24 protein-coding genes and 1 pseudogene are annotated in these 25,572 nt (G+C 61.4%); 10 read left to right on the top strand and 15 right to left on the bottom strand.

The genetic code is table 11. The annotated features are described in order from the left end of the window. Positions 1 to 119: 119 nt before the first annotated feature. Positions 120 to 938 carry an oxidoreductase gene (locus HJB89_RS24455; protein ID WP_221117821.1) on the bottom strand — a complete coding sequence of 273 codons (819 nt, stop codon included), beginning with the start codon at positions 936 to 938 and terminating at the stop codon, positions 120 to 122. 87 nt (positions 939 to 1,025) lie between these two features. Between HJB89_RS24455 and HJB89_RS24460 the strand changes: the two genes are divergently transcribed. Then, a complete protein-coding gene (locus HJB89_RS24460) occupies positions 1,026 to 1,484 on the top strand; it encodes a helix-turn-helix domain-containing protein (protein ID WP_207583174.1) in 459 nt (152 codons plus the stop codon). Positions 1,485 to 1,536: 52 nt separating this feature from the next. Here the strand turns inward: HJB89_RS24460 and HJB89_RS24465 are convergent, their stop codons facing one another. Further along, on the bottom strand, positions 1,537 to 2,787 hold the full coding sequence (locus tag HJB89_RS24465) for a class I SAM-dependent RNA methyltransferase (RefSeq protein ID WP_207583175.1): 1,251 nt from the start codon (positions 2,785 to 2,787) through the stop codon (positions 1,537 to 1,539). Then, a complete protein-coding gene (locus HJB89_RS24470; RefSeq protein WP_405049049.1) occupies positions 2,784 to 3,569 on the bottom strand; it encodes a TlyA family RNA methyltransferase in 786 nt (261 codons plus the stop codon). Before HJB89_RS24470 ends, HJB89_RS24465 begins: the two co-directional genes overlap by 4 nt. A gap of 92 nt (positions 3,570 to 3,661) precedes the next feature. Here HJB89_RS24470 and HJB89_RS24475 point away from each other — a divergent pair, with 92 nt between their 5' ends. Next, positions 3,662 to 4,654 carry a DUF4424 domain-containing protein gene (locus HJB89_RS24475; RefSeq protein ID WP_221117819.1) on the top strand — a complete coding sequence of 331 codons (993 nt, stop codon included), beginning with the start codon at positions 3,662 to 3,664 and terminating at the stop codon, positions 4,652 to 4,654. Positions 4,655 to 4,889: 235 nt separating this feature from the next. Then, positions 4,890 to 6,836, top strand: a complete 1,947-nt coding sequence (locus HJB89_RS24480) for a methyl-accepting chemotaxis protein (protein WP_221150622.1) — start codon at positions 4,890 to 4,892, stop codon at positions 6,834 to 6,836. A gap of 267 nt (positions 6,837 to 7,103) precedes the next feature. Here HJB89_RS24480 and dxs read toward each other — a convergent pair whose 3' ends face one another. Continuing rightward, positions 7,104 to 9,020 carry a 1-deoxy-D-xylulose-5-phosphate synthase gene (gene dxs / locus HJB89_RS24485; protein WP_221150623.1) on the bottom strand — a complete coding sequence of 639 codons (1,917 nt, stop codon included), beginning with the start codon at positions 9,018 to 9,020 and terminating at the stop codon, positions 7,104 to 7,106. 286 nt (positions 9,021 to 9,306) lie between these two features. Between dxs and HJB89_RS24490 the strand changes: the two genes are divergently transcribed. Further along, entirely contained in the window at positions 9,307 to 11,283 is a 1,977-nt protein-coding gene (locus HJB89_RS24490) for a phospholipase D-like domain-containing protein (protein WP_221150624.1), read from the top strand. Positions 11,284 to 11,327: 44 nt separating this feature from the next. Here HJB89_RS24490 and HJB89_RS24495 read toward each other — a convergent pair whose 3' ends face one another. Next, the gene (locus tag HJB89_RS24495; RefSeq protein ID WP_207583181.1) at positions 11,328 to 12,251 is read right to left on the bottom strand and encodes a pirin family protein; all 924 of its coding nucleotides are present in this window, start codon (positions 12,249 to 12,251) and stop codon (positions 11,328 to 11,330) included. A 99-nt stretch (positions 12,252 to 12,350) separates the two neighbouring features. Continuing rightward, positions 12,351 to 13,229, bottom strand: a complete 879-nt coding sequence (locus tag HJB89_RS24500; RefSeq protein ID WP_221117817.1) for a PhzF family phenazine biosynthesis protein — start codon at positions 13,227 to 13,229, stop codon at positions 12,351 to 12,353. A gap of 100 nt (positions 13,230 to 13,329) precedes the next feature. Here HJB89_RS24500 and HJB89_RS24505 point away from each other — a divergent pair, with 100 nt between their 5' ends. Next, positions 13,330 to 13,872 carry an AAA family ATPase gene (locus HJB89_RS24505; protein WP_207583183.1) on the top strand — a complete coding sequence of 181 codons (543 nt, stop codon included), beginning with the start codon at positions 13,330 to 13,332 and terminating at the stop codon, positions 13,870 to 13,872. Positions 13,873 to 13,907: 35 nt separating this feature from the next. Here the strand turns inward: HJB89_RS24505 and HJB89_RS24510 are convergent, their stop codons facing one another. The 3 genes from HJB89_RS24510 to HJB89_RS24520 form a co-directional block, all read right to left on the bottom strand. After that, entirely contained in the window at positions 13,908 to 14,675 is a 768-nt protein-coding gene (locus HJB89_RS24510) for an SDR family NAD(P)-dependent oxidoreductase (protein WP_207583184.1), read from the bottom strand. A 148-nt stretch (positions 14,676 to 14,823) separates the two neighbouring features. Next, positions 14,824 to 15,075, bottom strand: coding sequence for an exodeoxyribonuclease VII small subunit (locus tag HJB89_RS24515; RefSeq protein WP_047613900.1), 252 nt, complete (start codon positions 15,073 to 15,075; stop codon positions 14,824 to 14,826). A 2-nt stretch (positions 15,076 to 15,077) separates the two neighbouring features. Further along, the gene (locus HJB89_RS24520; RefSeq protein ID WP_207583185.1) at positions 15,078 to 16,013 is read right to left on the bottom strand and encodes a histone deacetylase family protein; all 936 of its coding nucleotides are present in this window, start codon (positions 16,011 to 16,013) and stop codon (positions 15,078 to 15,080) included. A 189-nt stretch (positions 16,014 to 16,202) separates the two neighbouring features. On the opposite strand from HJB89_RS24520, the gene HJB89_RS24525 reads away from it, so the two are divergent. Both HJB89_RS24525 and HJB89_RS24530 read left to right on the top strand, forming a co-directional pair. Then, complete coding sequence (locus tag HJB89_RS24525) at positions 16,203 to 16,604, top strand: thioesterase family protein (protein WP_207583186.1); 402 nt, start codon at positions 16,203 to 16,205, stop codon at positions 16,602 to 16,604. A gap of 55 nt (positions 16,605 to 16,659) precedes the next feature. Beyond that, positions 16,660 to 16,755: pseudogene (locus HJB89_RS24530) on the top strand (LuxR C-terminal-related transcriptional regulator); the annotation flags it as partial. Positions 16,756 to 16,793: 38 nt separating this feature from the next. Here HJB89_RS24530 and HJB89_RS24535 read toward each other — a convergent pair. Beyond that, a complete protein-coding gene (locus tag HJB89_RS24535) occupies positions 16,794 to 17,408 on the bottom strand; it encodes a 2'-5' RNA ligase family protein (protein WP_221142361.1) in 615 nt (204 codons plus the stop codon). Positions 17,409 to 17,588: 180 nt separating this feature from the next. After that, positions 17,589 to 17,975 carry an ectoine synthase gene (locus HJB89_RS24540; RefSeq protein WP_221142362.1) on the bottom strand — a complete coding sequence of 129 codons (387 nt, stop codon included), beginning with the start codon at positions 17,973 to 17,975 and terminating at the stop codon, positions 17,589 to 17,591. 215 nt (positions 17,976 to 18,190) lie between these two features. Here HJB89_RS24540 and HJB89_RS24545 point away from each other — a divergent pair, with 215 nt between their 5' ends. Together HJB89_RS24545 and HJB89_RS24550 are read left to right on the top strand one after the other, a co-directional pair. Further along, positions 18,191 to 19,084: a LysR substrate-binding domain-containing protein gene (locus HJB89_RS24545; protein WP_221133221.1), complete on the top strand. Its 894-nt coding sequence runs from the start codon at positions 18,191 to 18,193 to the stop codon at positions 19,082 to 19,084. A 794-nt stretch (positions 19,085 to 19,878) separates the two neighbouring features. Next, positions 19,879 to 21,126 (top strand): acyltransferase, encoded by a 1,248-nt coding sequence (locus HJB89_RS24550; protein ID WP_207583191.1) that lies wholly within the window; start codon positions 19,879 to 19,881, stop codon positions 21,124 to 21,126. On the opposite strand, the gene HJB89_RS24555 is transcribed toward HJB89_RS24550, so the two are convergent. From HJB89_RS24555 to HJB89_RS24565, 3 genes are read right to left on the bottom strand one after another with little or no spacing between them, the layout of a single operon-like run. Next, positions 21,099 to 21,662 carry a biotin transporter BioY gene (locus HJB89_RS24555; protein WP_207583192.1) on the bottom strand — a complete coding sequence of 188 codons (564 nt, stop codon included), beginning with the start codon at positions 21,660 to 21,662 and terminating at the stop codon, positions 21,099 to 21,101. The two genes, HJB89_RS24550 and HJB89_RS24555, sit on opposite strands and share 28 nt — an antisense overlap. A 24-nt stretch (positions 21,663 to 21,686) precedes the next feature. Next, entirely contained in the window at positions 21,687 to 22,295 is a 609-nt protein-coding gene (locus tag HJB89_RS24560) for an energy-coupling factor transporter transmembrane protein EcfT (RefSeq protein ID WP_207583193.1), read from the bottom strand. Continuing rightward, on the bottom strand, positions 22,295 to 22,969 hold the full coding sequence (locus HJB89_RS24565; protein ID WP_207583194.1) for an energy-coupling factor ABC transporter ATP-binding protein: 675 nt from the start codon (positions 22,967 to 22,969) through the stop codon (positions 22,295 to 22,297). The genes HJB89_RS24560 and HJB89_RS24565 overlap by 1 nt, the downstream gene beginning before the upstream one ends. A 141-nt stretch (positions 22,970 to 23,110) precedes the next feature. Here HJB89_RS24565 and HJB89_RS24570 point away from each other — a divergent pair, with 141 nt between their 5' ends. Continuing rightward, entirely contained in the window at positions 23,111 to 24,301 is a 1,191-nt protein-coding gene (locus HJB89_RS24570; RefSeq protein ID WP_221150625.1) for a winged helix-turn-helix domain-containing protein, read from the top strand. Between the two features lie 167 nt (positions 24,302 to 24,468). Here HJB89_RS24570 and ribB read toward each other — a convergent pair whose 3' ends face one another. After that, on the bottom strand, positions 24,469 to 25,572 hold the full coding sequence (gene ribB, locus HJB89_RS24575; RefSeq protein ID WP_221116887.1) for a 3,4-dihydroxy-2-butanone-4-phosphate synthase: 1,104 nt from the start codon (positions 25,570 to 25,572) through the stop codon (positions 24,469 to 24,471).

The following is a 25,572-nucleotide window of genomic DNA, read 5'->3' on the forward strand; positions in this document are numbered from 1 at the left end:
GCGCGTCTTTTCAGACGCGTAAACGACGCTGTAACACTTTGAATCGCCGCATATGCAGTAGAACAGGATGATTTTAAGCGTGTCGGCTCAAAATCTGAATCCTGTTCTAAAATAGAGAGTCAGATTGATGCAGGAAGCTCGTTGACCTTGCGCAGCAGGCTGTCGACCAGACGCTCCGGCAGGTAGCGGCGAAGCGAGCGGACCTGACGCGACTGCTTGCCGGCGGAATAGCGCAGCTTCGGCTTCTTGGCGGTTGCGGCTTTGACGACCATATCGGCGACGACCTGCGGCGCGTCGCCCGCCGCTACCCACTTGCGCATCAGAGCCTCGCTCCGGGCCCGCTCCGAGTCGTAGACCGGAAGCGGTTGATCTGCGCGTGTCAGGTTCTCCTCGAAGGATGTTTTGGTGACGCCGGGTTGGACGAGAACGACACGGATACCGAAGTTGCGCACTTCATGATCGAGCGATTCCGAATAGCCTTCGATTGCATGTTTGGTTGAGGCATAGAAGGCGTTGTAGGGGGATGGGATCAGTCCGAGGATCGAGCTCATGTTGACGATCCGGCCGCTCTTCTGCTTGCGCATGACCGGCAGCACGGCATTGACGACACGGGCGACGCCGAAAAGGTTGACGTCGAAAAGCCGCTGGGCCTGGTCGATCGATGATTCTTCCGCGCCTCCAAGCAGGCCGACCCCGGCATTGTTGACGACAAGATCGATCCGGCCGGCCTGTTGCAGGATCTCGGCAATCACAGCCTCCACCGAGGCCTTATCCGTCACGTCGCAGATCAGCATGGTGATGCCAGGCTTGTCAGCAACCTGTTTGCGGCTGGTCCCATAGACGCGATAGCCGGCTTTCGCCAGCGATTGGGCTGTGACAAGGCCAATGCCGGAGGAAGCGCCGGTAACCAGGGCAATGTTTTTGGTTCTGTCGATCATGCTGTCAGCTTTCACTAGGGTGTGGATCATTGGCTGACGCTGTGTTACTATCTTTTCGATATCGTGTCACTATCGAAAAGATACTCAATGAAAAATAATTCAATTCTCCAGTGCCCGGTGGCCCGCGGCCTTAACTCTGTGGGTGATGCGTGGAGCATTCTGGTCCTGCGGGATGCACATACCGGCCTTACCCGGTTCGACCAGTTCAGGAAGAGCCTCGGCATTGTGCCGACCATGCTCACCAAGCGCCTTAAAGCGCTGACCGACGACGGTCTGCTGGAAAAGCGCCTCTACTCAGAGCGACCGCCCCGCGAGGAATACTTGCTGACCGAAGCAGGCCGGGATTTCCTGCCGGTGCTGATGATGATCGGGGCTTGGGCGCACCGCCACTGCGATGGCGAACTCGCCCGCTATGTCGATGTCGAAACGGGCTCAGAGATCGAGCCCATCGCAATCGATGCGGTTACGGGTGCAAAGCTCGGAACGCGGGCAATGCGGCTGAGTGCTGGCCAGGAACGGAATTCGGCAACCCATAAAGATGCTTGAGGGCATAGCGCCCTCGGCACTGACGGAAGGGGTGAGCCGACGGGCGGCCCGCCTATTTCTCCAGCGTCGCCACCACCTCGACATGCGAGGTCCAGAGGAACTGGTCGATCGGCGTCACCCCGGTGATCCGGTAGCCGCCCTCGACGAGGATCGCCAGGTCGCGCGCCAGCGTCAGCGGATTGCAGCTGACGGCCACGATCCTCTTCACCGCTGAGCGGGCAAGCTCCTTGCACTGGAATTCGGCACCGGCCCGCGGCGGATCGAAGACGACGGCGTCATAGGGCTTGAACTCCTGCGTCATCAACGGGCGGCGGAAGAGATCACGCTTCTCGATGGTCACCGGCTTCAATCCAGGAGTGTTGCGGGCGGCATGATCGAGGGCGGCGAGCGCCTTTGCCTCGGCTTCGACGGCATGCACGCGGCCGATCCGCGCCAGCCGCAGCGAGAACGTGCCGGAGCCGGCAAAGAGATCGGCGATCCGCTTCGCCTTGCCGGCATGGGCAAGCACCAGCTCGGCCATCGCTTCTTCCGCCGGCTTGGTCGCCTGGGTGAAGCCGCCCGGCGGCGGTGAAACCTGAATGCTGCCGAAATCGACGAGCGGCTTCGACGGCTCGATGAGGATTTCGCCGTTCAGCGAAACACGGGCGATGCCGCGCAGGCCGAGCACGGTCTCAACCGCCTTGCGCCGCTGCGGATCGGACAGTTTCTTCACCTCGTCGACCGCAATGTCGAGGCCGGAAAGCGTTTCGAGCACGGAGACGCGAAAGGGTTCGGCATTGGTCGCCAGCGCGGCGGCAATGGCCCGGATCGCCGGTAGCCGGGCGATGATCCCTGCCGACGAGATCGGACATTCCTCGATGGCGACGATATGATGGCTTTCGGCCTGGTTGAAACCAACAAGCATGTCCTTCTCGGTCTTGCGCGCCGCAAACACCACGCGCCGGCGCTCGCCCGGCCGGGCCGGAACGATCTCGCCAACCTCAGGCGTCAGCCCCTTCGATTTCAGCGCATCGATGACCAGCTGGCGCTTGAAGGCGCGGTATGGCGCATCTGCCATATGCTGCAGCGTGCAGCCGCCGCAGGTGCCGTTGACGCCATCCAGGCCGAAATGTCGACAGGGCGGCTCCTGCCGGTCGGGCGAGGGCGTCGTGATCGACATGATCGTGCCCTGGCTTTTGACGCGGGCGATCGCCACCGTTTCCCCCGGCAGAGAAAACGGCACATAGACAGGGCCGCCGGCATTGCTGGCGATACCGTCGCCCTGGGCGCCGAGCTTCTCGATCGTGACGGTTTCGGTGCTCACGGTTTCAATCCTGCCAGAAGAAATTCCTGATTGCCGTCGCCGCCGGAAATCGGGGAGGGGATGAGGCCGAGGCTGTTCCAGCCCATGTCCTCGGTGAACCAGCGCGCAAGCTCCGCAGCGACGGCGGGAGCCGACGCGGGATCCTTCAACAGTCCGCCCTTGCCGATCGCTTCGCGCCCGGCCTCGAACTGCGGCTTGACCAGCAGCACGGCGACAGTACCCGGCTCGGCGATCTCGAGAGCCGGCGCCAGTGCCAGCTTCAGCGAGATGAAAGAGACATCGGAAACGATGAACGTGGCGGGATCACCGATATCCTCTGCCGTCAGATTGCGGGCATTGAGGCCTTCTTTGTTCGTGACACGCGGATCGCCTGAAATGCGCGGGTGCATCTGCCCATGGCCGACATCGATCGCGGTGACATGCACGGCACCGCGTTGCAGCAGCACCTCGGTGAAGCCGCCGGTGGACGCGCCGATATCCAGACAGTGATGGCCGGCGGGATCGAGCTGGAAATGATCGAGGGCTGCGGCAAGCTTCAGCGCGGCGCGCGAGACATAGTCCTGCGCCGGGTCGTCGATCTCGATCTCAGCGTCGTCGCCGAAGACCGCCCCGGCTTTCGTTATGACCTGGCCGGCGATCCTGACGGTGCCGCGTTGCACGGCGTCGCGAGCCCGCGAGCGGCTGGCGAAAAGGCCGCGGGAGACGAGAAGTTGGTCGAGGCGTTGGCTGTTTTGATCGGACATCGGCTGTGAATGACCGGCAAAGCCGCCGGTTGCAAGCATTTTGTTCCAGACAGCGTCATTGACCCTCGAAAGCTTTCGGCGATAATCCTGCCGCGGCGATCACGGGGCGGCCGCAGACACGGGGGTGTTTTATGCTGAAGCTCTTCACTCTTCTCGTCGCGGCGGGGATCGCAGCCCCCGCGCTGGCGAACGACACCATGGCCGAGGTCAAGACCGGCGGGCTGATTTTTGCCCAGTCCGACGATGTCAGCATGGCGGAGGAAAATCTCTTCATCTCCGCTTCGCAAGTGCGTGTCGACTACGTGTTCGAGAATACGTCCGACAAGGATGTCGAAAGCCTGGTCGCCTTCCCGATGCCCGATATATCAGGCCAGGTGGACAACAACTCCGCCATCTCCGACTACGACAGCGACAATTTCCTGCATTTCTCCACCGTGCAGGATGGTAGGCCGATCACCGCCAAGCTGCAGCAGCGCGTCGTCTCGCTCGGCATCGACGTCACCGACGAGCTGGCCAAAAACGGCATTCCCGTCCTGCCTTACAGCCAGAAGACCCGCGACGCGCTCGCCAAGCTTCCCGAAACCGTCCGGAAGGACTGGATTGCCCGCGGCCTAATTTATCCCATGACCGACGCCGATGTCGTGCCGCTCTGGACGCTCCGCTCGACCTATTGGTGGCGCACCACCTTTCCGGCCAAAAAGAAGGTCAGCGTCGAGCATCGCTACCAGCCGGCCGTCGGCGGCACCGTCGCCATCAGCTTTCTCGAAAACGGCGAGCCGAAGGGCGAACGCTTCGAGGAATATTCCCGCAAATACTGCCTCGACGCAGATTTCGTCCGGGTTGCCCAGCAGCATGTCCGGGAAGCCGAGGCCGGCGGCGCCAACTATACCGAAAGCTGGATCTCCTATGTGCTGTCGACCGGCGCCAACTGGGCGGGACCGATCCGGCGCTTCCAGCTGACGATCGACAAGGGCAAGCCCGGCAGTCTCATCAGCTTCTGCGGCAGCAACGTCGAGAAAATCGGCCCGACGACCTTCCGGATGACCGCCGAGGATTTCGATCCCGCCAAGGACTTCGACATCCTCGTCCTCAATCCGCCGGAAGCGGAACCGAAGCAGCCTTGATTTAAGCATTTTAATCACGGCCCTGATCTTTGTTGCGGTGCACAATTTAAACAAATTTAAAGCCCGCCCGCATAGGTTCGGTTCGATTGCGGCGGTTCATTTGAACCGCTTCGTGCCATGAAGGCAAAGGCGTCTGCACGCCGATCATGTTCCCAATTCAAAAAAGGCCTTGCGGTTGCGACTCGCGCGCGACCGGCCTTTCGCCGCGTCGACTGTCGTCAGGAGAAATTCACCGATGTCCGCCAAAAACATATCCTTGAACGGGAAGCTTGCGGCCACGTTCGCAGCCCTCATTCTGATTTTCGTCGCTGTCTCCGCCTTCGTTTATTCCAAGGCGACGGCGTCGGCGTCAGCGTCAGCCGAGCAGGAAAAGTCCGAGCTGCTCGTCAACCAGATCGACGATGCGCTGCAGGCGATGCTCGAGCAGGCCGTCAACCTGCGCGGCTTTATCCTGTTCCGCAGCGACAGCACCTATGGCGATGTCTTCGCCAATCGCGAGCGCATGCTGAAGGCGATTGCCGCCGCCAGGCAGACGGCGGGAGCCGAGCCGCAGCTGGTCGAGATGATCGACGGCATGCAGAAGGCCGCCGACCTCTATTTCCATGAACTTGCCGAGCCGCAGACCAAGGCGCGCAAGGAAACCGACATGCCGATCGAAGAGATCATCAAGATCGGCGTCAACGCCACCAAGGGCCAGCTCGACGGCTTCCGCCAGGCCTCGGCCAAGATCAAGGCCAGCGCCCGCGAAAAGTCCGATGCGCTGGCTGAAATCCGCGCCGATGCCAACAGCGATCTGAAGACGACGCTGCTTGCCGGCGGTATCGTCGCCTCGCTCGCCGCCGCCGTGCTCGCCTGGTTGATGTCGCGCACCATCGTCCGCCCGATCGTCGGCATGACCGGAGCCATGGATCGCCTCGCCGGCGGTGAGCACGATATCGAGGTCCCGGCGACCGACCGCGGCGACGAAGTCGGCGGCATGGCCCAGTCGGTGCTGGTCTTCAAGCAGGCGGCGATCGAGAAGCTGCGCCTTGCCGGCGAGACCGACCGCATGCGTGATGACGCCGAACGCCAGCGCCGGGCAGGCGACGAGCAGAAGGCCCGCGAGGAAGGCGAGATCCGCCATGCCATCGACGCTCTGGCGGGCGGCCTTGCCGAGCTTGCCAATGGCGATATGGCCGGCCGTCTCCAGACGCCGTTTGCGCCGCAATATGACAGCCTGCGCAATGACTTCAACCATGCCGTCGAAAAGCTGCAGGCAGCCCTGCAATCAGTCGGCCGCAACGCCTCGGCGATCAATGCCGGCGCCGGCGAAATCCGCTCGGCCGCCGACGATCTCGCCCACCGCACCGAACAGCAGGCTGCCGCCGTCGAACAGACCGCCGCAGCGCTCGAGCAGGTGACGACGACCGTCCGCGACAGCGCCAAGCGCGCCGAGGATGCCGGCAATCTCGTCGAGCGCACCCGCCTTGGTGCCGAAAAATCCGGCGAAGTCGTCCGCAAGGCGGTCTCCGCCATGCAGCAGATCGAAAAGTCCTCGGGCGAAATCTCCAACATCATCGGCGTCATCGATGACATCGCCTTCCAGACCAACCTGTTGGCTCTGAACGCCGGCGTCGAAGCCGCCCGCGCCGGCGATGCCGGCAAGGGCTTTGCCGTCGTCGCTCAGGAAGTGCGCGAGCTTGCTCAGCGCTCGGCCAAGGCGGCCAAGGAGATCAAGGCGCTGATCACCACCTCGGGCGAACAGGTCGTTGCCGGCGTCTCCCTCGTCGGCGAGACCGGCAAGGCGCTGGAAGCGATCGTCGCCGAAGTGCAGGAGATCAACCGTAACGTCAGCGCCATCGTCACCGCCACCCGCGAACAGTCGATCGGCCTGCAGGAGATCAACACCGCCGTCAACAACATGGACCAGGGCACCCAGCAGAATGCCGCCATGGTCGAGGAGCAGACCGCGGCAAGCCATGCGCTCGCTCAAGAAGCAAGTGCGCTGGATGAATTGCTGCGCCAGTTTAAGCTCGGCCAGACGAGGCCGGATGCCGCAGCATCGCGCGCCACCGTCGCCGCCCCCAACGCCCGCCCGGTCGCCTCGCCAGCCCGCGCCCTGACCCGCACGGTGGCCAAGGCCTTTGGCGGCAGGCAGGCAACGGCCGCAGCTGCGGTGCAGGAGGACTGGACGGAGTTCTGAGAGGGCGCTCTTCTTCGAAAGAGGACGTCAAATGCAGAGGGCGGTGCAGTGGATGCGCCGCCCTTTTTCATGGTGATATGGCCATTGTGGAGCTCGCGGCCCCCTCATCCGCCCTACGGGCACCTTCACCCCAAGGGGAGAAGGGGGAATCGCGACGTTGCCGCAAATCTCTTCTCCCCTCGGGGAGAAGGTGCCGGCAGGCGGACGAGGGGGGCGGAACGGCACGCCGTCAAAGAGGGCCGACAAAGCAAGCCCCCATCCAAATCACTACCCCGCAACCCCAACCGCAACGCCGCGCCCCAGCGCCTTGAACACCGTCGAAACGATGCCGGCGCGGTCGAGGCCGGCATGGGCGATCATTGCTTCGGGTTTGGCCTGTTCCATCCAGATATCGGGCATGACAAGCGAGCGGATCTTCAGCCCGTTGTCGAGCAGGCCTTCGCTCGAAAGATACTGCATCACCTGGCTGCCGAAGCCGCCGATGGAGCCTTCCTCGACGGTGATCACCATCTCGTGGTGGCGGGCAAGCTGGCGGATCAGATCATGGTCGAGCGGCTTGGCGAAGCGCGCATCGGCAACCGTCGTCGAAAGCCCGGCGGCATCGAGATCTTCGGCGGCCAGCAGACAATCGGCAAGCCGTGAGCCAAAGGAGAGCAGCGCCACCTTGGTGCCTTCCTTGACGATGCGGCCCTTGCCGATCTGCAGGATTTCGCCGCGCGCCGGCATGTCGACGCCGACACCTTCGCCGCGCGGATAGCGGAACGAGATCGGCCCGGCATCATAGGCGACAGCCGTGCGCACCATATGCTTGAGTTCGGCCTCGTCGGCCGCCGCCATCACCACGAAGCCGGGCAGGGTGGTGAGGAAGGCGGTGTCGAAGGAGCCGGCATGGGTCGGCCCATCGGCGCCGACGAAGCCGGCGCGGTCGATCGGAAAACGTACCGGCAGTCCCTGGATCGCCACGTCGTGCACGACCTGGTCGTAGGCGCGCTGCAGGAAGGTGGAATAGAGCGCTGCGAACGGTTTGTAGCCTTCGGCCGCAAGGCCGGCGGCAAAGGTCACGGCATGCTGTTCGGCGATGCCGACATCGAAACAGCGCGACGGAAAGGCGTCGGCAAGCTTATCGAGGCCGGTACCGTTCGGCATGGCGGCGGTGATGCCGACGATCTTGTCGTCGAGAGTTGCTTCCTGCACAAGCGCTTCGGCAAAGACGCTGGTATAGCTGGGCGCATTCGGCTTGACCCTGGCCTGGGCGCCGGTGATGACGTCGAACTTGTTGACGCCGTGATATTTGTCGGCTGCGGCTTCCGCCGGCGGATAGCCCTTGCCCTTCTGGGTGACGACATGGATCAGCACCGGTCCGCGGCCATTGTCGCGCACGTTGCGCAGCACCGGCAGCAGATGGTCGAAGGAATGCCCGTCGATCGGCCCGATATGATAGAAGCCCATCTCCTCGAACATCGTGCCGCCGGTGACATAGCCGCGCGCATGCTCGACGGCGCGGGTGATCGCCCGATCGATATTCTTGCCGAGATAGGCCGTCAGCTTCTTGCCGAGATCACGGAAGCCCATATAGGTGCGGCCTGAGGCGAGGCGAGCGAGATAGGCGCTCATTGCGCCTGTCGGCGGCGCGATCGACATGTCGTTGTCGTTAAGGATGACGATGAGGCGCGCATCGAGCGCGCCGGCATTGTTCAGCGCCTCATAAGCCATGCCGGCCGACATCGCCCCGTCGCCGATGACGGCGATGACGCGCCGGTCTGCTTTATCGAGATCGGCGGCGATCGCCATGCCGAGGCCGGCCGATATCGAGGTCGAGGAATGCGCCGCCCCGAAGGGATCATATTCGCTCTCGGCCCGGCGGGTGAAGCCGGAAAGTCCGTCTTCCTGGCGCAGTGTGCGGATGCGGTCGCGCCGGCCGGTGAGGATTTTGTGCGGATAACATTGATGGCCGACATCGAAGATCAGCCGATCGTCAGGCGTGTTGAAGACGTTGTGGATGGCGATCGTCAATTCGACGACGCCGAGACCGGCGCCAAGATGGCCGCCGGTGCGCGACACCGCATCGATCATTTCGTCCCGGACTTCGCGGGCAAGCTGCGGCAGCTCGCGATCCTCGAGCTTGCGCAGGTCGGCGGGGTAGATGACCTGGTCGAGCAGGGGGGTCTTCGGCAGTTGTGTCACGGGCGGGCGCTCTTTCTTGCTTTTCCTTGTTTCGCTTTATTCGATTAGATTGCGGCAAAACAAGTGCATTTCAGGAACCGAAGATTTTCACCTTAGAGCATGGCGGAAAAAAGTGTGAGCGGTTTCGGGAGATATCACGTTCTATTTCCGTGAGTTGCACTCGCCTGATCTTGCCGGGTCCCGCCCAGTTTTCCAGCCCGACCGATCGAACAGGCGAGGGCTCGCTAGCAGCTTGAATATGACACGGAATGGTAGCAATGTTGCCGCGCTGACTGGGGGACGGGTCATGGGAACGATTGTTGCAGCGCATGCCTATGTGAACAACGAGGTCGCCTATCTCGCCTGGGACATCGACGCCAAGATCGACGGATGCCTCGGGTTCGAAGTCGTCCGCGTCTATCTCGACGAGCAGGGCAGCGTGTCGAATAGACCCGATGGCAGCGAGGACCGCGTGACCTGCGCGGCATGGGTCGCCTTCAAGGGACAGCGCAATCCTCACTGGCTGCCGCAAACGACGTCGCTCTGGCCGGTGCAGAAGCTCTCCTGGCGCGACCTGACGCTGCGCAAACGGCGCAACGAAATGAAAAGGCGGCCGGACGAGGTTCGCGTACGTTACGAAATCCGTCCGCTTGGCGATCTGAAGCCGGGCATGCAGGCCGCACCCGATCCGACGCCTGAGCTCGTCGAGATCAACAAGCAGGACCAAAACGGCAAGCCGATCAAGAAAAATGACGGCACCTATGAGAAGATCGCGGTCAAGGCCTATGACGGTCCTCCGCGGCCGCTCGGTTATCTCGGGCCGGCCATCTCCACCAACCAGGTCCATGTGACGCGCAAGCGCGGCCAGTTCGAATCCACCTTCACCAATGGCATTCTCGCTGCCCAATGGTTGCGAAACGTCCTGCTGGAAGACGGCGTAAAGCAGCCGAACGAGCTGATCGAGATGATTTCCAATCCGGCGAATGGCATCCGCAAATATCTTGCCGGCGATGTCATTCCGATGCTCAAGGAATTCATGAATGCATCAGGCGCCTTCCTTGTCGCCCTCTACGAGTTGGAGGATGAGGAACTGCTGGCCCTGCTGCTTGCCAACAAGGACAGGCTACGCGTCATCCTCGCCAATACCGGAAAGGTCGGGGACGCCTGGGATGTGCGCAATGCGCATGCACGCCAGGCGCTGATCGATGCAGGCGTCGAGATTCACCACCGGATGTTCAACAATTCGAGCCAGATCGGCCACAATAAATTCGTCGTGCACATACCGCCGGATGGCGCTCCGCGCAGCGTGTTCACCGGCAGCACCAACTGGACGGCCACGGGGCTTGCCGGCCAATCCAACAATGCGTTGATCGTCAGAAACGATGCGGTGGCCGCAGCCTATGTCGCCTATTGGGGGCGGATGCTGGAAGACAATGCGACGCTGGAAGCTCCCATCGAATTCGACGACGGCATGCCCGACAACCAGCAGAGCAAGGAATTCCGGCGCTCGAACGAAACGCCTTCTCTCGTCCCGTCCGACGATGGAGCTTCGGTCGAAGCGTGGTTCTCGCCGAACATGCAGAGCCGCAAAAAGGGCAAGGCAACGCCGCCCGATCTTCGTGAAGTCTACCGTCTGATGCGCCGTGCCGAGCACGCTGTGCTGTTTCTTGCCTTCTATCCCGGTCAGTCGGGCAGGGATTGCATCGTTGGCGAGGCGATCGATATCGCCCTCAAGGATCAGAAGCTGATCGTTACCGGCGCAGTTTCAAGCGCCCAGGCCATGCCCAATTACGTCGCCGGCAAGGAGAACGACCCCGACGATCCCGACGACGATGAAGAGGCTGTCTCGCCCCACACTTTCGACGAGGCCAATGTCTCGATCGTCCGGGCGTCGCGCATCGATGACCGCCAGCTGTTGGCGGATTTCGGCGCCGAGGAACTGACCGCCAAGAAGGTGGGCGCCATCATTCACGACAAGGTGCTGGTGATCGATCCTCTGTCGGACGAGTGCGTCGTCGTCCTCGGCAGCCACAATCTCGGCTTCAAAGCCTCTTATGCCAATGACGAAAACATGCTGATCGTCAAAGGCGACCGCGCGCTCGCCGAGGCCTATGCCGTCCACATCCTCGATGTCTATGATCACTATCGCTTCCGCGCCGTCGAGGCGGAATTGAAGCGCCAGGGCAAGAAGGGCCGGTCGGGTTTTCTCAACGTCGACGACAGCTGGCAGGATGGCTACGTGAACCGCACCAAGGGAGCGCTGACCCGATATTTCGCGGGTTGAAATTCAGGTGGCAGGTCAACGGCGGTGGCGCATCGCGGCTGCCGTCACCTCTCCGGCAAAGGCACGAATTCCTCCTCGTCACCCGGAACGATATCGAAGCGGCCGGTCCGCCATTCCTCCTTGGCCTTTTCGATCCGCTCCTTCGAGGAGGAAACGAAATTCCACCAGATATAGCGTTTCGAATTGAGCGCCGCACCGCCGAACAGCATCAGGTGGCAGCCATCGCTGCCGGCTTCGAGCGTGATTGGATCGCCGGGCCTGAAGACCAGCAGCTGGTCGGCGGCGAAACGGTCGCCCGAGATGACGACCTCGCCCGAGAGCACGTAGACGGCGCGCTCTTCATGCGCCGCGCCGAAGGGAAATGTCGCGCCCGGCTGCAGGCTGAGATCGACATAGAGCGTGTCGGAGAAAACTCCGACCGGCGATGTCATGCCTTCGAACGAGCCGATGACCACGCGCCCACGCACGCCTGGAGTCTCGATCAGCGGCATGTCAGACTTTTCCGTATGAGCGAAGGCGGGATCGATCTCCTCCTTGTCGTCGGGCAGCGCCAGCCAGGTCTGCAGCCCCGACATCAGCAGCGGATGGCCGCGCAGATTGTCGGGCGTGCGCTCCGAATGCACGATGCCGCGGCCTGCCGTCATCAGGTTGATATCGCCGGGACGAATGACCTTTTCGGTGCCGAGGCTGTCGCGATGGCGGATCTCGCCGTCGAAGAGATAGGTGACCGTCGACAGGCCGATATGCGGATGCGGCTTCACATCAAGCGCCTCGTCCGGCTTCAGGATCGCCGGCCCCATGCGGTCGAAGAAGATGAACGGCCCGACCAGCCGCCGCTGCCGGGTGGGCAGCGCCCGCCGCACCTGGAACCCGCCGATATCGCTGGTGCGCGGAATGATCAGGTTCTCGATCGCATCGCAGGCGAAGGCATCGCCGGGCAGGGGATCTTTACCGGGAAAGAAGGACATGACGGATCTCCGATCGCTAGCGTATCGACCACAAATAGTGCCTAAAACGCCGCGCGTCCAACATCGCCGCCTTTCAAGCCATCGATGTCGAGCGCAAGCCTAAAGGATGGCGGTGCCTTCGATGCAGCTTGTCACAGCCCCGCCAATCCAGATTTCGCCACCAACCTGTTCCACATGGACGCGGCCTGCTCGCCCTAGAACCGTGCCTTGACTGGCCACATAGGCGCGGGGCGCGATGCCGCTTCCGATCAGCCATTGGGCGAGACCGGCATTCAGGCTGCCGGTGACGGGGTCTTCAAAACCAGCAGCGGTAAAGGCACGGACTTCGAAATCGGCGTCACGCCCGTCTTCCGCAGCATGCCAAGGCGCGACGACACCGACCCGCAATCCGGATATGACACCGAAATCCGGGCGCAAGGCCAGGAGGTCCTCTCGCGAATGCAGCAGCACCGCCATCCAGCCCGGTCCGTTGTCCACCCAGTTCGCATCGACGATCGCGTCTTCCGCCAAACGCAATCCCTTGACGATCCGCGCCAGCATCTCTGGCTCGACCGGTCCGCAGCGGTTCAGACGCGGGGCGGCGAAGGCGAGCCGGGCACCGTCCTGACGAATGCGGATAAGACCTGCTTCGCACTCCTGCACGATCTCGCTTCCTTTCGATTTGCCGCCGGACGCCAACCATACATGACAGCTCCCCAAGGTGGGGTGCCCTGCGAATGGAAGCTCGCGGGCCGGCGTAAAAATGCGGACGCGATAGTCGGCATCCCCCGTCGTCGGTTGGAGAAGAAACGTCGTCTCGCTGAGGTTCGTCCAATTGGCGAAAGAGGCCATCTGGCGGTCTGTCAATGCGTCTGCGCCAACGACGACGGCGAGAGGGTTACCCTTCAGGGGCTGGGAGGAGAAGACATCGACCTGTTGGAATACATATTTTGAAATGTTGTGCTGCACCCGTAGTTGCCTCGCTGATCGACCTGTCATTTGCGCAACGGAGTTCGCCAGTGTTGATTTGCGTGAGTCAGAATATTCCCGTTTATATTACGTAAACCTGGTGACATCGTCGAATCTTCACGAGGCGGGAATGGAATTTGGCAGTGCATCGGCAGCCTTCGAACGCGTTTTCATCATGGGAAACGGTGGGACCGGCAAGACGTGGCTCGCCCATCGCATTGGCGAGCGGCTCCTTCGTCCCATTATTCATCTTGACGATATTCATTGGGAGCCGGGTGGCTATGGCATCGCTCGCGATAGGACGCGTAGAGACACGATGGTCAAGGCGGCGGCCGAAACGGATCGCTGGGTTATGGAAGGGGTCTATGGCGAATTGGTGAACATGGCCCTCGACCGCGTGACCGCATTGATCTGGATCGATCTGCCCGACGAGGTGTGCATCGCCAATATCAAGGAAAGGGGCATTCAGGGCGGGGGGACCCAGACGCAGTTTGTCGACCTTCTCAAGTGGGTGGCGGAGTACCGAATCCGAGCAAACAACTGGAATTCCTTCGACGCGCATGCGCGATTGTTTTCAGCATTCCCCGGTCCGAAGTGGTTGCTGTCGGATCGTGAGGCAGTGACGCGTTTGGCCGGCAGTCTGCCTGTGGACATCGAGGTTGCCAGTAGGTGAGGCAGACTTTCCGGCCACCTGTCGCGGAGCCGGTTTCAGATCGCCGTAAACCCGTTGTCGACGAACAGGTGGGCGCCGTTGACGAAGTTCGATTCGTCGCTGGCGAGATAAAGTGCCGCTCTCGCGACATCCTCTGGCTCGCCGATCCGCCCCTGCTGCGCGGCGATGGCGGCATCGGAAACATCGACCCCGAGCGCCTGGAGGTCGGCCACCTCGCGCAGGCCGTGCGGCGTGCGGATGAAGCCGGGGCAGACGGCGTTGCAGCGGATATTGCGGTCACGGAATTCTACCGCAATCGCCCGGGCAAACATATGCACGGCGCCCTTGGTCGTGTCGTAGAGCACTTCCATCGGCGTGGCGGCGACCGCCGAGATCGACGAGGTGCAGACGATCGATCCGCCACCACTCGCAATCATCTTCGGCAGCACCGCCTTGGTCATCAGGAACATCGACCGCACATTGACGGCGTGCAGCCAGTCCCATTCCTGAAGCGTCGTTTCCAGGAAGGGTTTGATGACGATCGTGCCGGCGTGATTGAAAAGCACGGTCACCGCGCCGTAGCGTTCCTCCACGCCTGAGACGGCGGCATTGACGGCGGTTTCATCAGAGACATCGGCCGTCCAGCATTCGGCCTCGCCGCCGGCATCACGGATCTGCTTGACGGTCTCATCAGCCGCTTCCCCGTTGCGGTCGATGATCGCGACACGCGCGCCTTCGGCCGCAAAGAGCTTCGAGGCGGCACCGCCCATGCCGGTCGCGCCGCCCGAGATAATGGCGACCTTGCCCTTCAATCTGTCCGTCATTTTTCTGTCCCCTCATGGTTCTCGAAGGGGATCATAGATCGATCGCAAGCCGATCGCCAAGCGCCTTCAAAAGGGGCTTTTGCTACTTGTTTTCGTGCATGTCGTATCCCGGAACCGCGGCACACTTCCGGGCGACATACATCAGGCCTCAGGCCCCGTCGAGAGGCTCGACGGCCTGCGGCTTGCCGGCGCGGTCGAGCCTGATCTTCTCGATGCGGTTCTCGGCGGCCGAAAGCAGCGTCTCGCAATGTTTCTTCAGCGCTTCGCCGCGCTCATAGATCTCGATGGATTCATCCAGCGCCACGTCGCCGCGTTCCAGCCGGGCGACGATGCTTTCGAGTTCGGCGACCGCCTTTTCGAAGGAAAGGCCGGATACCTCCGGCTTGGCGCTGTCAGTCATTCTCAACCCTTCATCATTCGCAGAATATGCATGCCCGCCGATTCGGCGAGGCCTTCCAAATCATAACCGCCTTCGAGCAGGCTGACGACCCGGTTCTTCGCGTGCCGGTCGGCGAGTTCGAGCACGCGCCCGGTCGCCCAGTCGAAATCCTCGCCGGTCAGGTTGATCTGCGCCAGCGGATCGCGGTGATGGGCGTCGAAGCCGGCCGAAATGATGATGAGATCCGGCCGGAAATCGTCAAGCGCCGGCAGCACGCGCGATTTGAACGCCTCGCGAAAATGGTCGCTGCCGACATTCGGCGAAAGCGGCGCATTGACGATGGTGTTGTGCTTGCCCTTCTCGTCCTTGGCGCCGGTGCCGGGATAGAGCGGCATCTGATGCGTCGAGCAGAACAGCACCGAGGCGTCGTCCCAGAAGATATCCTGCGTGCCATTGCCGTGGTGCACGTCCCAATCGACGATGGCGATGCGCTCGGCGCCATGCGTCTTCTGGGCATGGCGGGCGGCGATCGCCGCATTGTTGAAGAAGCAGAAGCCCATCGCCGTCATCTTCTCGGCATGGTGCCCCGGCGGGCGGGCGGCGACGAAGACATTGTCGGCCCGGCCGGAAAAGACGTCGTCCACCGCTGCCATCGCTCCGCCGATGCCGGTCAGCGCCGCCTGCAGGCTTTTGGGACTGGCATAGGTATCGGCTTCCAGCTGATTGATCTCACCCTCTTCCTCGGGAATCTCCCGCATCACGGCGGCAAGATGTTCCTCCGGATGCGCAAGCAGCACCGCATCTTCACTCGCCTGCGGCGCCTGCCGGCGCTCCAGCCGCTCGAAATTCGGATGTTCCAGCGCGACATTGATGGCGCGGATCCTGTCCGATCGCTCCGGATGACCGGCGGGCGTCACATGTTCCAGGAAGATCGGGTGTTCATAAAGACGGGTGCTCATGAAGACACTCTATCGGTCGCTTACGTCATGTTCCACAGCAGATGGGGCATCGCCCGATGATTTCAACAAGCGCTGTCTTCGCGCCGTCCGACCGTCCGCCGCCTTGCAATTCCTGTCATATGCGGCGTTTACTTCGCCGAACCCCGTCGCTACTGTCGCTGATGGGGAATTCTGTAGGCAGAGTTGTTGATGAGTCAGTTGAAACGCCCTGGTGTGGCGGAAATACATGTGCCGTTTCGCGATGTCGATATGACCGGCCAGATGTTTCTGGCCTCCTATATTTCCTACGCCGAGTCCGTCATTGCGAGCTTCTGGTCGTCGCGTCCCGATATCGACGACGAACCGATCTACAGCGCCACCAAGATTTCCTGCATTCTCCACCGTCCGCTGCACTATGACGAGCCGGCAATCTTCACGGCCGCCGTCGACAAGATCGGCGTCCGCTCCATCGGCTTCATCGTTTCGATCGACACCGGCGAGGAGCGCGCCGCCGAGGTGGAGATTATCTGGCAGGCCCGCGCCCAAGAGGATCAGCAGCCGGTGTCTCTGCCGGAGGAAACGCGGGATTGGCTTTATCGATTTTTGGACTAACGTCCGTCATCAGTGCGTGTGCGGCCGTTTCATCTAAGATTACCATGTGAATTCCGTTGCATTTGGGACGGTCAGAACCCATCTGAGAAACATCTATTCCAAGCTTGGGGTCAACTCCCGGACCGGCCTGGTGTCGCTGTTGATGCGTTGAATGGCGCCAAAGCAGAGCTGTTCAACCAGCCGGAGTGACTATTCCGCGGCTGTGCCCCGGAGGAGCGGTTCGCTGAGTATATTGATCTCGACATTTGGATAAACGCGCTCTTCCAGCAATGTAACGGATCCAACCCGCATTTCCTTGGGCAAAGAACCGGCGTCGAAGTTGACCGCCGGCACCGGCTCTTCGGCAAAAAACCTGAACAGTGTTATATGCGCTATGCGGGGCGGGGTTGGACGCCACTGTTCGAAGCCGATGGCCTGTGAAATGGCCGAGCGAAGCCTGCGCAATTCCGCCGGCTCCTCCGCTTTGACGAAAACAGCAGCTTGCGAAGCCGCCACCTCGTGAAAATGAATGTCAAATGGTGGGGTCTCTTCGACCAGCCTCTCGACGATCTCCGTCCAGCTTTCCCCGTTCCGCTTCCAGACCTCATCGTTTGGAATACTGAATTGGGCCGCGGCGTTGACCAGGGTGACGACCGTCATGTGCAGGCTTGTTGCCGGAACGCGTGAGAGCGGCGCGGCGCTGTCTCGCTTGATACTGTCTTGCAAGTCGCAGAGCTTTGACCGCGTCTCGCGGTCGGGAAGAAACTGCAAGTGAAACGCGCAGCAGCGCTTGAACCACAGCGTATCGATCGTCGTGTGGATCACGGCAGGCCTCTCCACCCAACACGCCACGCCGCGCTGGGAGCGTGCATCCCGATACTTGCTGTCACATCGCCAAACGGTTCGCCAAGGTGACAGGCATCTGCCGGAGATCGACGATGATGTGAAGTCTTGAAACCGATCAAGAAGATTGCTGCGCCCTCCTGCCGGGTCGCCTGGCCCGGCTCAGTATTCGGAACCGCTTCCGTTGTTCAGATCGTGACGTTCCGTCCCTTTCAGGGGCGGGTTGAAGACGCTGACGAGAATAAGGTCCTTGTCCTTGCCGCCCCGCAAATAGTGACGGTCATGTTGATCGAGGACGTAGATGTCGCCGACGCGGATCGGAAAGACGTACCCGTCCATATCCTCGACCTCGCCTTCGCCCTGGATGCAATAGCAGGCCTCCAGGTGGTTGCGGTACTGCAGCAGGGCTTGCGTGTTGGCGCGGACGACAGTGTGGCAGACCGTAAATCCCATCCCGTCATCGTTGGTCAGCAGGCGATGGCTTGTGCCATTGCCCCAATCGACGAAGCGCTCGGTCTGCTCCACTTGTTTCAGGCTTCTCACAAACATGTTCTTTCCTCTCGCGAATGACGGAGATGTTTCTGATCTCCATGATCCATTAGGCACTGGAATCCATGCTTGCTTCAAATGATCAAAATTGAGAAATCTGTTAGAATAAATTACATGTCATATTTGAATTCGACGCATCGCGAACAAGATCTGGATGGGCTTTTACATTTCCAGCGGATGATGAATCCTGTCTGTCATGTGAGGAATTTGAACATATGCAGCTGCCGCCCCTGAATGCCTTGAGAGCCTTCGAAGCGACCGCCCGGCTCATGAGTCTGTCAAAGGCCGGAGACGAACTGCATGTGACCCATGCGGCGATCAGTCATCAGCTCAAACATCTGGAGGCGTGGTTGGGACGCAAGCTGCTGCAAAAATCCGGGCGCGGCGTTGCGCTGACCCCGGCGGGCAGCGAATATTATCTGGCCATCTCGGGCTCATTGACAGCCATCGCTCATGCAACGGGCAACATGCGCAGAGACCACAATATGCGTTCGATCACCGTCGGATGCATTCCTTCGATCGCGTCGCGCTGGCTGGTTCCGGCGCTTCCGTCTTTCCGGGAGAGCGATCCCGACCTCGACGTCAGGATCGTCTATGCAAAAGCGGAAGAGCGCTTCGATGACGAAAGCCTGGATGTTCTGATTACCATGGGAGAAGACCTGTCGGGCGGGCGTGAGAGCCGCCTGCTTTTCTCCCGCCGCAACCAGCCGGTGGCGAGCGTTCATTATCTGGCCAAGCGGAATTGGGCTGTCGGCGGCGTTCCCTTTGCAGCGGCCGACCTGCTGCACGACGAATCCGCTGATGGCTGGAGAGAATGGTTTCGAAAGACTGATATAAAGGCGCCCGTGCCGGTTCGGGGGCCGATATTTCAGGACTTCAACATTCTAGCGACGGCGGTGATCGCCGGGCATGGGGTGGCATTATGCCCGGTCGAAGTGTTTCGGCGAGAGATCGATCGCGGCGACCTCGTCGTGCTTTCTGATATCGCGACGGCAGAGACCCAGGGATATTACCTGATCACCAGTTCGTGGGCGAAAAAGCCGGTGCGTCGTTTTACCGAGTGGTTCATGCAGGAATGCCGATCCGCTGGTCCGCCGATCATTGAATAAGTGACGACAGCAGTCCGAGACAAAATACTCTGCGCTGTAACTCGGCGCCGCAGAGCGAGAGACTGTTTGAGGGGAGAGGGAGGTATTCCAGCGTGTCATGAAAGTTTCATATTGGAGCCCTTGCCGCGATCGAAATAGTAATCTACTATTTTAGTCAGGAAACAAGATTTCCTGAAACGAACGAAAGGATACTGATTGGAAACACTGTTCTCGAATGGCCTGCTCATCATCTACTTCATTCTGTTTTGTGTCGGAATCTCTGCCAATAGCCACAAGCCGGGTAGTTCTGGCGACGGCGGTGGAGATGGGGGCGACTTTTCACATGGCGGCGACTGCCACGGTGGCGCCTGTGACGATGGTGACGGAGGAGGGGGAGATGGTGGAGGTGGAGACTAGCTGAACTGAAATCGATAGTATGCCCGACCGCCTCAAGGCGGTTTTTTTGTTGCCGATTTTCCAAGCCGTAAGAGGCCGGCAATGGACCGGAACGCCAGACGTTCCGACACCGTGGAGACGGTTTTCCGTTGGAAATTCCTCATGCGCGACGCGCGCTCTCCACATTTCGATGCCAATACCGCTTCGTGAACCGCGCCCCAATGGGCGTATGCGATACCCCGCTTGACGATCTCGCCGGGGAAGAACGGGAGGCTGTGGCCGCTCGTCTTGATGATCTCTGACCGAGAAAGCTGACGAACTGATCCATCACGCAATCGTCGATTGCCGCGCGTTCTGCGCGTGCCTTGCATCAATATCCCAGCCAGGGTAGTACTGCCTCAGATATTGGGAGAACAGATATGTCGAAATCCGACACTGCCAGCCCGTATATTTACGGTATCGACGCACTCAGATTTGTGTGCGCGCTCATGGTAACGGTGTTTCATCTCGGATTTGCTTCCTGGGCGTCGCCCTTATATCTGAGACCCTACAAAATGCCCGCGATCGAGAATGTTGCCCAACCGGGATGGGTTGGCGTCGAACTGTTCTTCGTCATATCCGGGCTCGTGATCATCAACTCCGCCGCCTCGGCCACCGCCATGTCGTTCCTGAAGGGACGGGTCCTGCGGCTGTATCCGGCGGTGTGGATCTGCGCGTCACTGACGCTGATCTTCATCGCGACGCAGGATATCAACAGGCGCGTCATCAAGAACTATCTGCGGTCGATCACGCTCTATCCGGGCGGTCCATGGATCGATGGTCAATATTGGACACTGGCCTGCGAGATATGTTTCTATGCCCTTGTCTTCATCCTGTGTGCGACCGGTCGTAGGGCGAGGATGCCTGCGCTGGCGCTCGGCCTGTCGTTGGCAAGTACCGCTTTCATCGCTCTGTTAAACGCATTTCCCGATTCTGAGATCCTGGCCATATTCACCGACACCGCCTGGCGGGCCGTTCCCTTTTATTACGGCTGCCAGTTTGCCATCGGCATCTACATCTACATCTGGCTTTTGTCTCGAACGCGGATGAGCCCAATTTCCTGGGTGGGTTTGATCTGCGCGCTGGTGACCGGGGCTACTCAGATTTACATGGCAGCCGGCAGCACCAGCGATCGCACGCTCGCCGTGGCGGGTCATTCATTCTCGCCGCTTCCGGCAATCTTGATCTGGGCGGCGGGGCTGGTCTTCATCGCGGCCAGCGTCGGCTATAGCCGGCAGATCAGTCGTCTCCCGAAAGCCTTGCTCCAATCGGTCAAAACCCTCGGCTTGATGACCTACCCGCTCTATCTCCTGCATTTCGCCATCGGCATCCAGCTTCTCGATTGGCTGACCGATCTGGGCATGACACCCCTGCCGGCACTCGGTTTGGCCGTCGCGATCGTCTGTGCAATGTCGCTCGTCGTATGCAAATGGGGAGAGCCGCCCATCCGCAGAGTTCTGCGCATGGTTTTTGATAGGCTTGCTCACCGGTCGCTGGATTTGGCCAATAATTCAATCGATGTTGAAAGCAGCCGTCAACAAGCGACAGCCGCCTTCGAGCCGAAGGCGGCTGTCGGTGCAGGTGATAGCGTGCCTACGCCTTATGCGCGCAGCGGCAGCAGGGGATAGCCGACCATGACGGCGCGGCCGAGGAGGGCTGCGACGAAGGCCTTGACCACATCGCCGGGAACGAAAGCCATCGAGCCGATGAAAGCCTTCGTGAAGCCGAGACCAGCCACCGTCGCGAGATAGGTGATGCCGAAGGCGTAGAGCACGACGACGCCGCCGGCCACGGCGGTGAGGAAGAAGCTCACCGTCTGCACCAGGCCGGACTGCCGGTCATTGACCAGCCGCTCGCTGAGATAGCCGGTGACGAAGGCGGCAAAGATCCAGCCGATCAGGAAGCCGGCGGTCGGCGAGGCGAAGATCGCCAGGCCGCCGCGGCCGCCGGAAAGCACCGGCAGGCCGATGGCGACGAGCAGGAGCACGATCATCACGGCAATGGCGCCGCGCCGGGCGCCGAGCACGACGCCGGCCATCATCACGCCGAGCGATTGCGCGGTGATCGGTACCGGAATGAAGCCGAGCGGGATCGGCGGCAGCAGGCCGAGCGCCACGATGATTGCGGCAAAGAGGGCGGTGAGAACGAGGTCGCGGGTGCTCATCATGAATTCCGTGGTTAAAATTGGTTAACTTCCATGCCGCCGAATGCCGCGCGCGTCAATCGCCGAGGCGATATTATCCGCATCCTTGAGCGTCAGAATGATCAGTGGCGCAAGCAGGCTCGCCGGCCGGGCCTTCAGCCCACGCGCCCTGTGCGCCTCGCGGATCGCCTGATAACGCGTGACGATCTCGGGCACGAAGCGCAGCACCAGCCCAAGCGCCAGGCCGATATCGTCGGCCTGTACCCAGCCGGTGCGCTCCAGCGGGCGGGCAAGCGCCGTCACCTCGTCGATAAATTCGGTGATCGACGTCGTCGCCGTCACGGTGGCGGCGAAAAGCATCAGCGCCGTCAGCCGCAGCAGCGGCACGAGCGCCTCGTGCCAGGGATTGAAGATCAGGTTGAAGAGCGCGACGACGGCGATCGTCAGGAAGATCGGCCGCAGCCGCCTGAGCGCATCCGCAAACGGCAGGCCGACCATGCGGTAGAAAACCGCCGTCAGCAGCACGGCGGTGGAAAGCACGGCGAGATTGTCGGTAATGAACAGCACGACGCTCAAGGCCGCAAGCGACAGCAGCTTTAGCCGCGGCGAAAGCCGGTGCATCACGCTGTTGCCTTCGACATAGAGCGATTGCATCAGGCGGCGATCTCCCTGTAGCGCGCGATCGCCTCAATGGCCGGCGCATCCGCGGCAAGCCGCCCTTCATGAAACAGCAGCACTCGCTCGAAATCGGCGATCAATTCCAGGTCATGGGTGATGACGATGGCGCTTTCCGGCAGCCCGGCGATAATCCCTTCGACCAGCGCCCGGTTCTTCAGGTCGAGCTGGTTGGTCGGCTCGTCGAGGATGAGAATGCCCGGTCCCGTCGCCAGCACCGAGCAGAGAGCGGCCACCTGCAGCTCGCCGCCGGAAAGCTCGTGCGCTCGGCGACCGGCGAGCGCCTCGGCGCCGAAGCGGGCAAGCACGGCTTCGACCTTCGCCTCGATCTCCGCCTTGGTGAAACCGCGCCGCTTCAGCCCGAAGGCGATGTCGTCCCTGACGATCGGCAGGATGATCTGGTTCTGCGGCGACTGGAAGATGAAGCCGACATCGGCCACAGCCGTCTTCTCGTCGGCCGTATCGCGGCCGTTGACGGTGACGCGGCCGACCGTCGGCTTGCTCAGCCCGTTGATCAGCCGCGCGAAAGTGGTCTTGCCTGAACCGTTCAGCCCGATGACGCCGATACGTTTCCCAGAAATGCCGAGCGTCAGCGGCTCCAGCGCCACCCGCGCCCCGAAACTGACCCCGGCACCTTCGAAAACAATATCCAAACCAGCCCTCACCTCCATGTGATGCCGCTTTCTATACGGAGAATCCGGGGTGATGAAAGAGCAAATCTCGCTTTCGATAGCGGGGCGAATATAGGGTGAATATCGGGTGGCTAGGAAGATTTTCCGGATTATGATGTCGCCATGACGAATCTGCTTTCCAATTCCGACGCCCGCCGTGTCTTTCTTGCCAAGCAGGGCCTCAGCGCCCCGCCGAACCGCGCCTTGACCAAAGACGGCCTGTTGCAGCTCATCCGCGAGCTGGGTTTTGTCCAGGTGGACAGCATCCAGACGGTGGAGCGTGCACATCATCAGATCCTGTTTTCCCGCAACCAGACCTACCGGCGCGAGCACCTGACTGCGCTGCTCGAAAAGGACGGCGCGCTGTTCGAGCACTGGACACATGACGCCTCCATCCTGCCGAGCACCTTCTTCGTTTATTGGAAACACAAGTTCCGCCATCAGGAAAAGGTCATCATCGAACGCTGGCGCAAATGGCGCGGCGAGGGTTTCGAGACGGCTTTCGAGGAGACCTATGAGCGCGTCGAGCGCGACGGCGCGATCCTCGCCCGCGACATCAAGGCCGACGGCCATGTCTCCGGCGGCTGGTGGAACTGGCATCCGAACAAGACCGCGCTCGAATATTTCTGGCACACCGGCAAGTTCGCCATCGCCGGCCGGTCGAACTTCCAGAAGATCTATGACCTGACGGAGCGTGTCATCCCGGCCGAATTCCGCGAGCCGGAGGTAAGCCGCGAGGAATTTATCGACTGGGCCTGCCGCAGCGCGCTCGCCCGCCTCGGATTTGCCACCCATGGCGAGATCTCAGCCTTCTGGAACCTCGTCTCGCCCGATGAAGCCAAGGCCTGGGTATCAGCCCATCGCGATGAGCTGATCGAAGTGCTGATCGAACCGGCGCTCGGCGCCAAGCCGCGCCCCTCCTGGGCTTTCGCCGATTTCCTCTCGACGCTCGACAATTACCCCGGCGCTCCGCCGCGCATCCGCGTGCTCAGCCCCTTCGACCCGATGATCCGCGACCGCAACCGCACCGAACGCCTGTTCGGCTTTTTCTACCGCATCGAGATTTTCGTGCCCGAACCGAAGCGCGAATATGGCTATTACGTCTTCCCGCTGCTCGAAGGCGACCGGCTGATCGGCCGCATCGACATGAAGGCCGATCGGAAGAAATCGACGCTCGATGTCCGGCGGCTTTGGCTGGAGCCCGGTGTGAAGGCTTCGGCGGGGCGGCTGGAGAGGCTGGAGGCTGAACTGGACCGGGTGGCCAGGTTTGCGGGGGTGGAGAAGGTCGTGTTGCTCGACGGATGGAGAGGGTAATCTCTTCTCCCCAGCGGGGAGAAGGTGGCGGCAGCCGGATGAGGGGCTTCATAGCACGCCGCTCATTATTGCCCTTCGCTCGCGCTCAGTGCATTCGCTCCTAGCGTCGCTCACCCCCTTATCTGTCCTTCGGACATCTCTCCCCGCTGGGGAGAAGGGGGAAACCCTCAGCAGATCTCCGTCGTGCTGATCTTGATCCCAAAGCCTTCCAGGCCGACATAGTGGCGCTCGCGGCTGGTCAGCAGCTTGATCGAGCTGACGCCGAGGTCCTTGAGGATCTGGGCCCCGAGGCCGATTTCCAGCCATTCGCTGTCGCGCGTCTGGGCTTCGGCATGGGCCTCGCGGCCCTGGTTGCGGGCCTTGCGGCCATTGTCGTGGTGGCCGACGCCGACCGAGCCTTCGCGCAGATAGACGATGACGCCGCGGCCTTCCTCGGAAATCTTCTGCATGTAGAAATCGACCGGGCTGTTCTTGCCGAACAGATCCTCGGCGACATTTTCCGGATGCAGGCGCACCGGGATATCGACGCCGTCGCGAATATCGCCGAAGACGACGGCGAGATGCTGCATCGGGTCCCAGGGCAGGGAATAGGTATGGGCCTTGGCCTTGCCGAACGGCGTGTCGACATCGAAACTGGTGCCGAGTTCGATCAGCGTTTCCTTGCGCTGGCGATAGGCGATGAGATCGGCGACGGAGACGAGCTTCAGCCCGTGCTGCTCGGCGAAATCGACCACCTGCGGGCCGCGCGTGACGGTGCCGTCATCGTTGACGAGTTCGGAGATGACGCCGATCGGCGGCAGGCCGGCGAGCTTGCAGAGGTCGACGGCAGCTTCCGTATGGCCGGAGCGCATCAGCACGCCGCCCTCGCGGGAAACCAGCGGGAAGATGTGGCCTGGACGGACGAAATCGGCAGCGCCGACATTCGGGTTGGCAAGGTTGCGCACCGTCAGCGTCCGGTCGTCGGCGGAGATGCCGGTCGTCGTGCCATGCTTGAAATCGACCGAGACGGTGAAGGCCGTCGTATGGGCCGAATCGTTTTCCGCCACCATGGCGTTGAGGTTGAGGCGCCTGGCCTCCTCCTTCGGCATCGGCGCGCAGACGATGCCTGAAGTGTGTCGCACGATGAAGGCCATCTTCTCCGGCGTGGTATGGACGGCGGCAACGATCAGGTCACCTTCGTTCTCGCGGTCATTGTCGTCCATGACGACGACGATCTCGCCGGCCTCGAAGGCCCTGATGGCGTCGACGACGCGCTTCTGGTCATAAGACAT

Origin of the sequence: Rhizobium sp. NZLR8 (assembly GCF_019685025.1) — a bacterium.
In the GTDB taxonomy this organism is placed as follows: domain Bacteria; phylum Pseudomonadota; class Alphaproteobacteria; order Rhizobiales; family Rhizobiaceae; genus Rhizobium.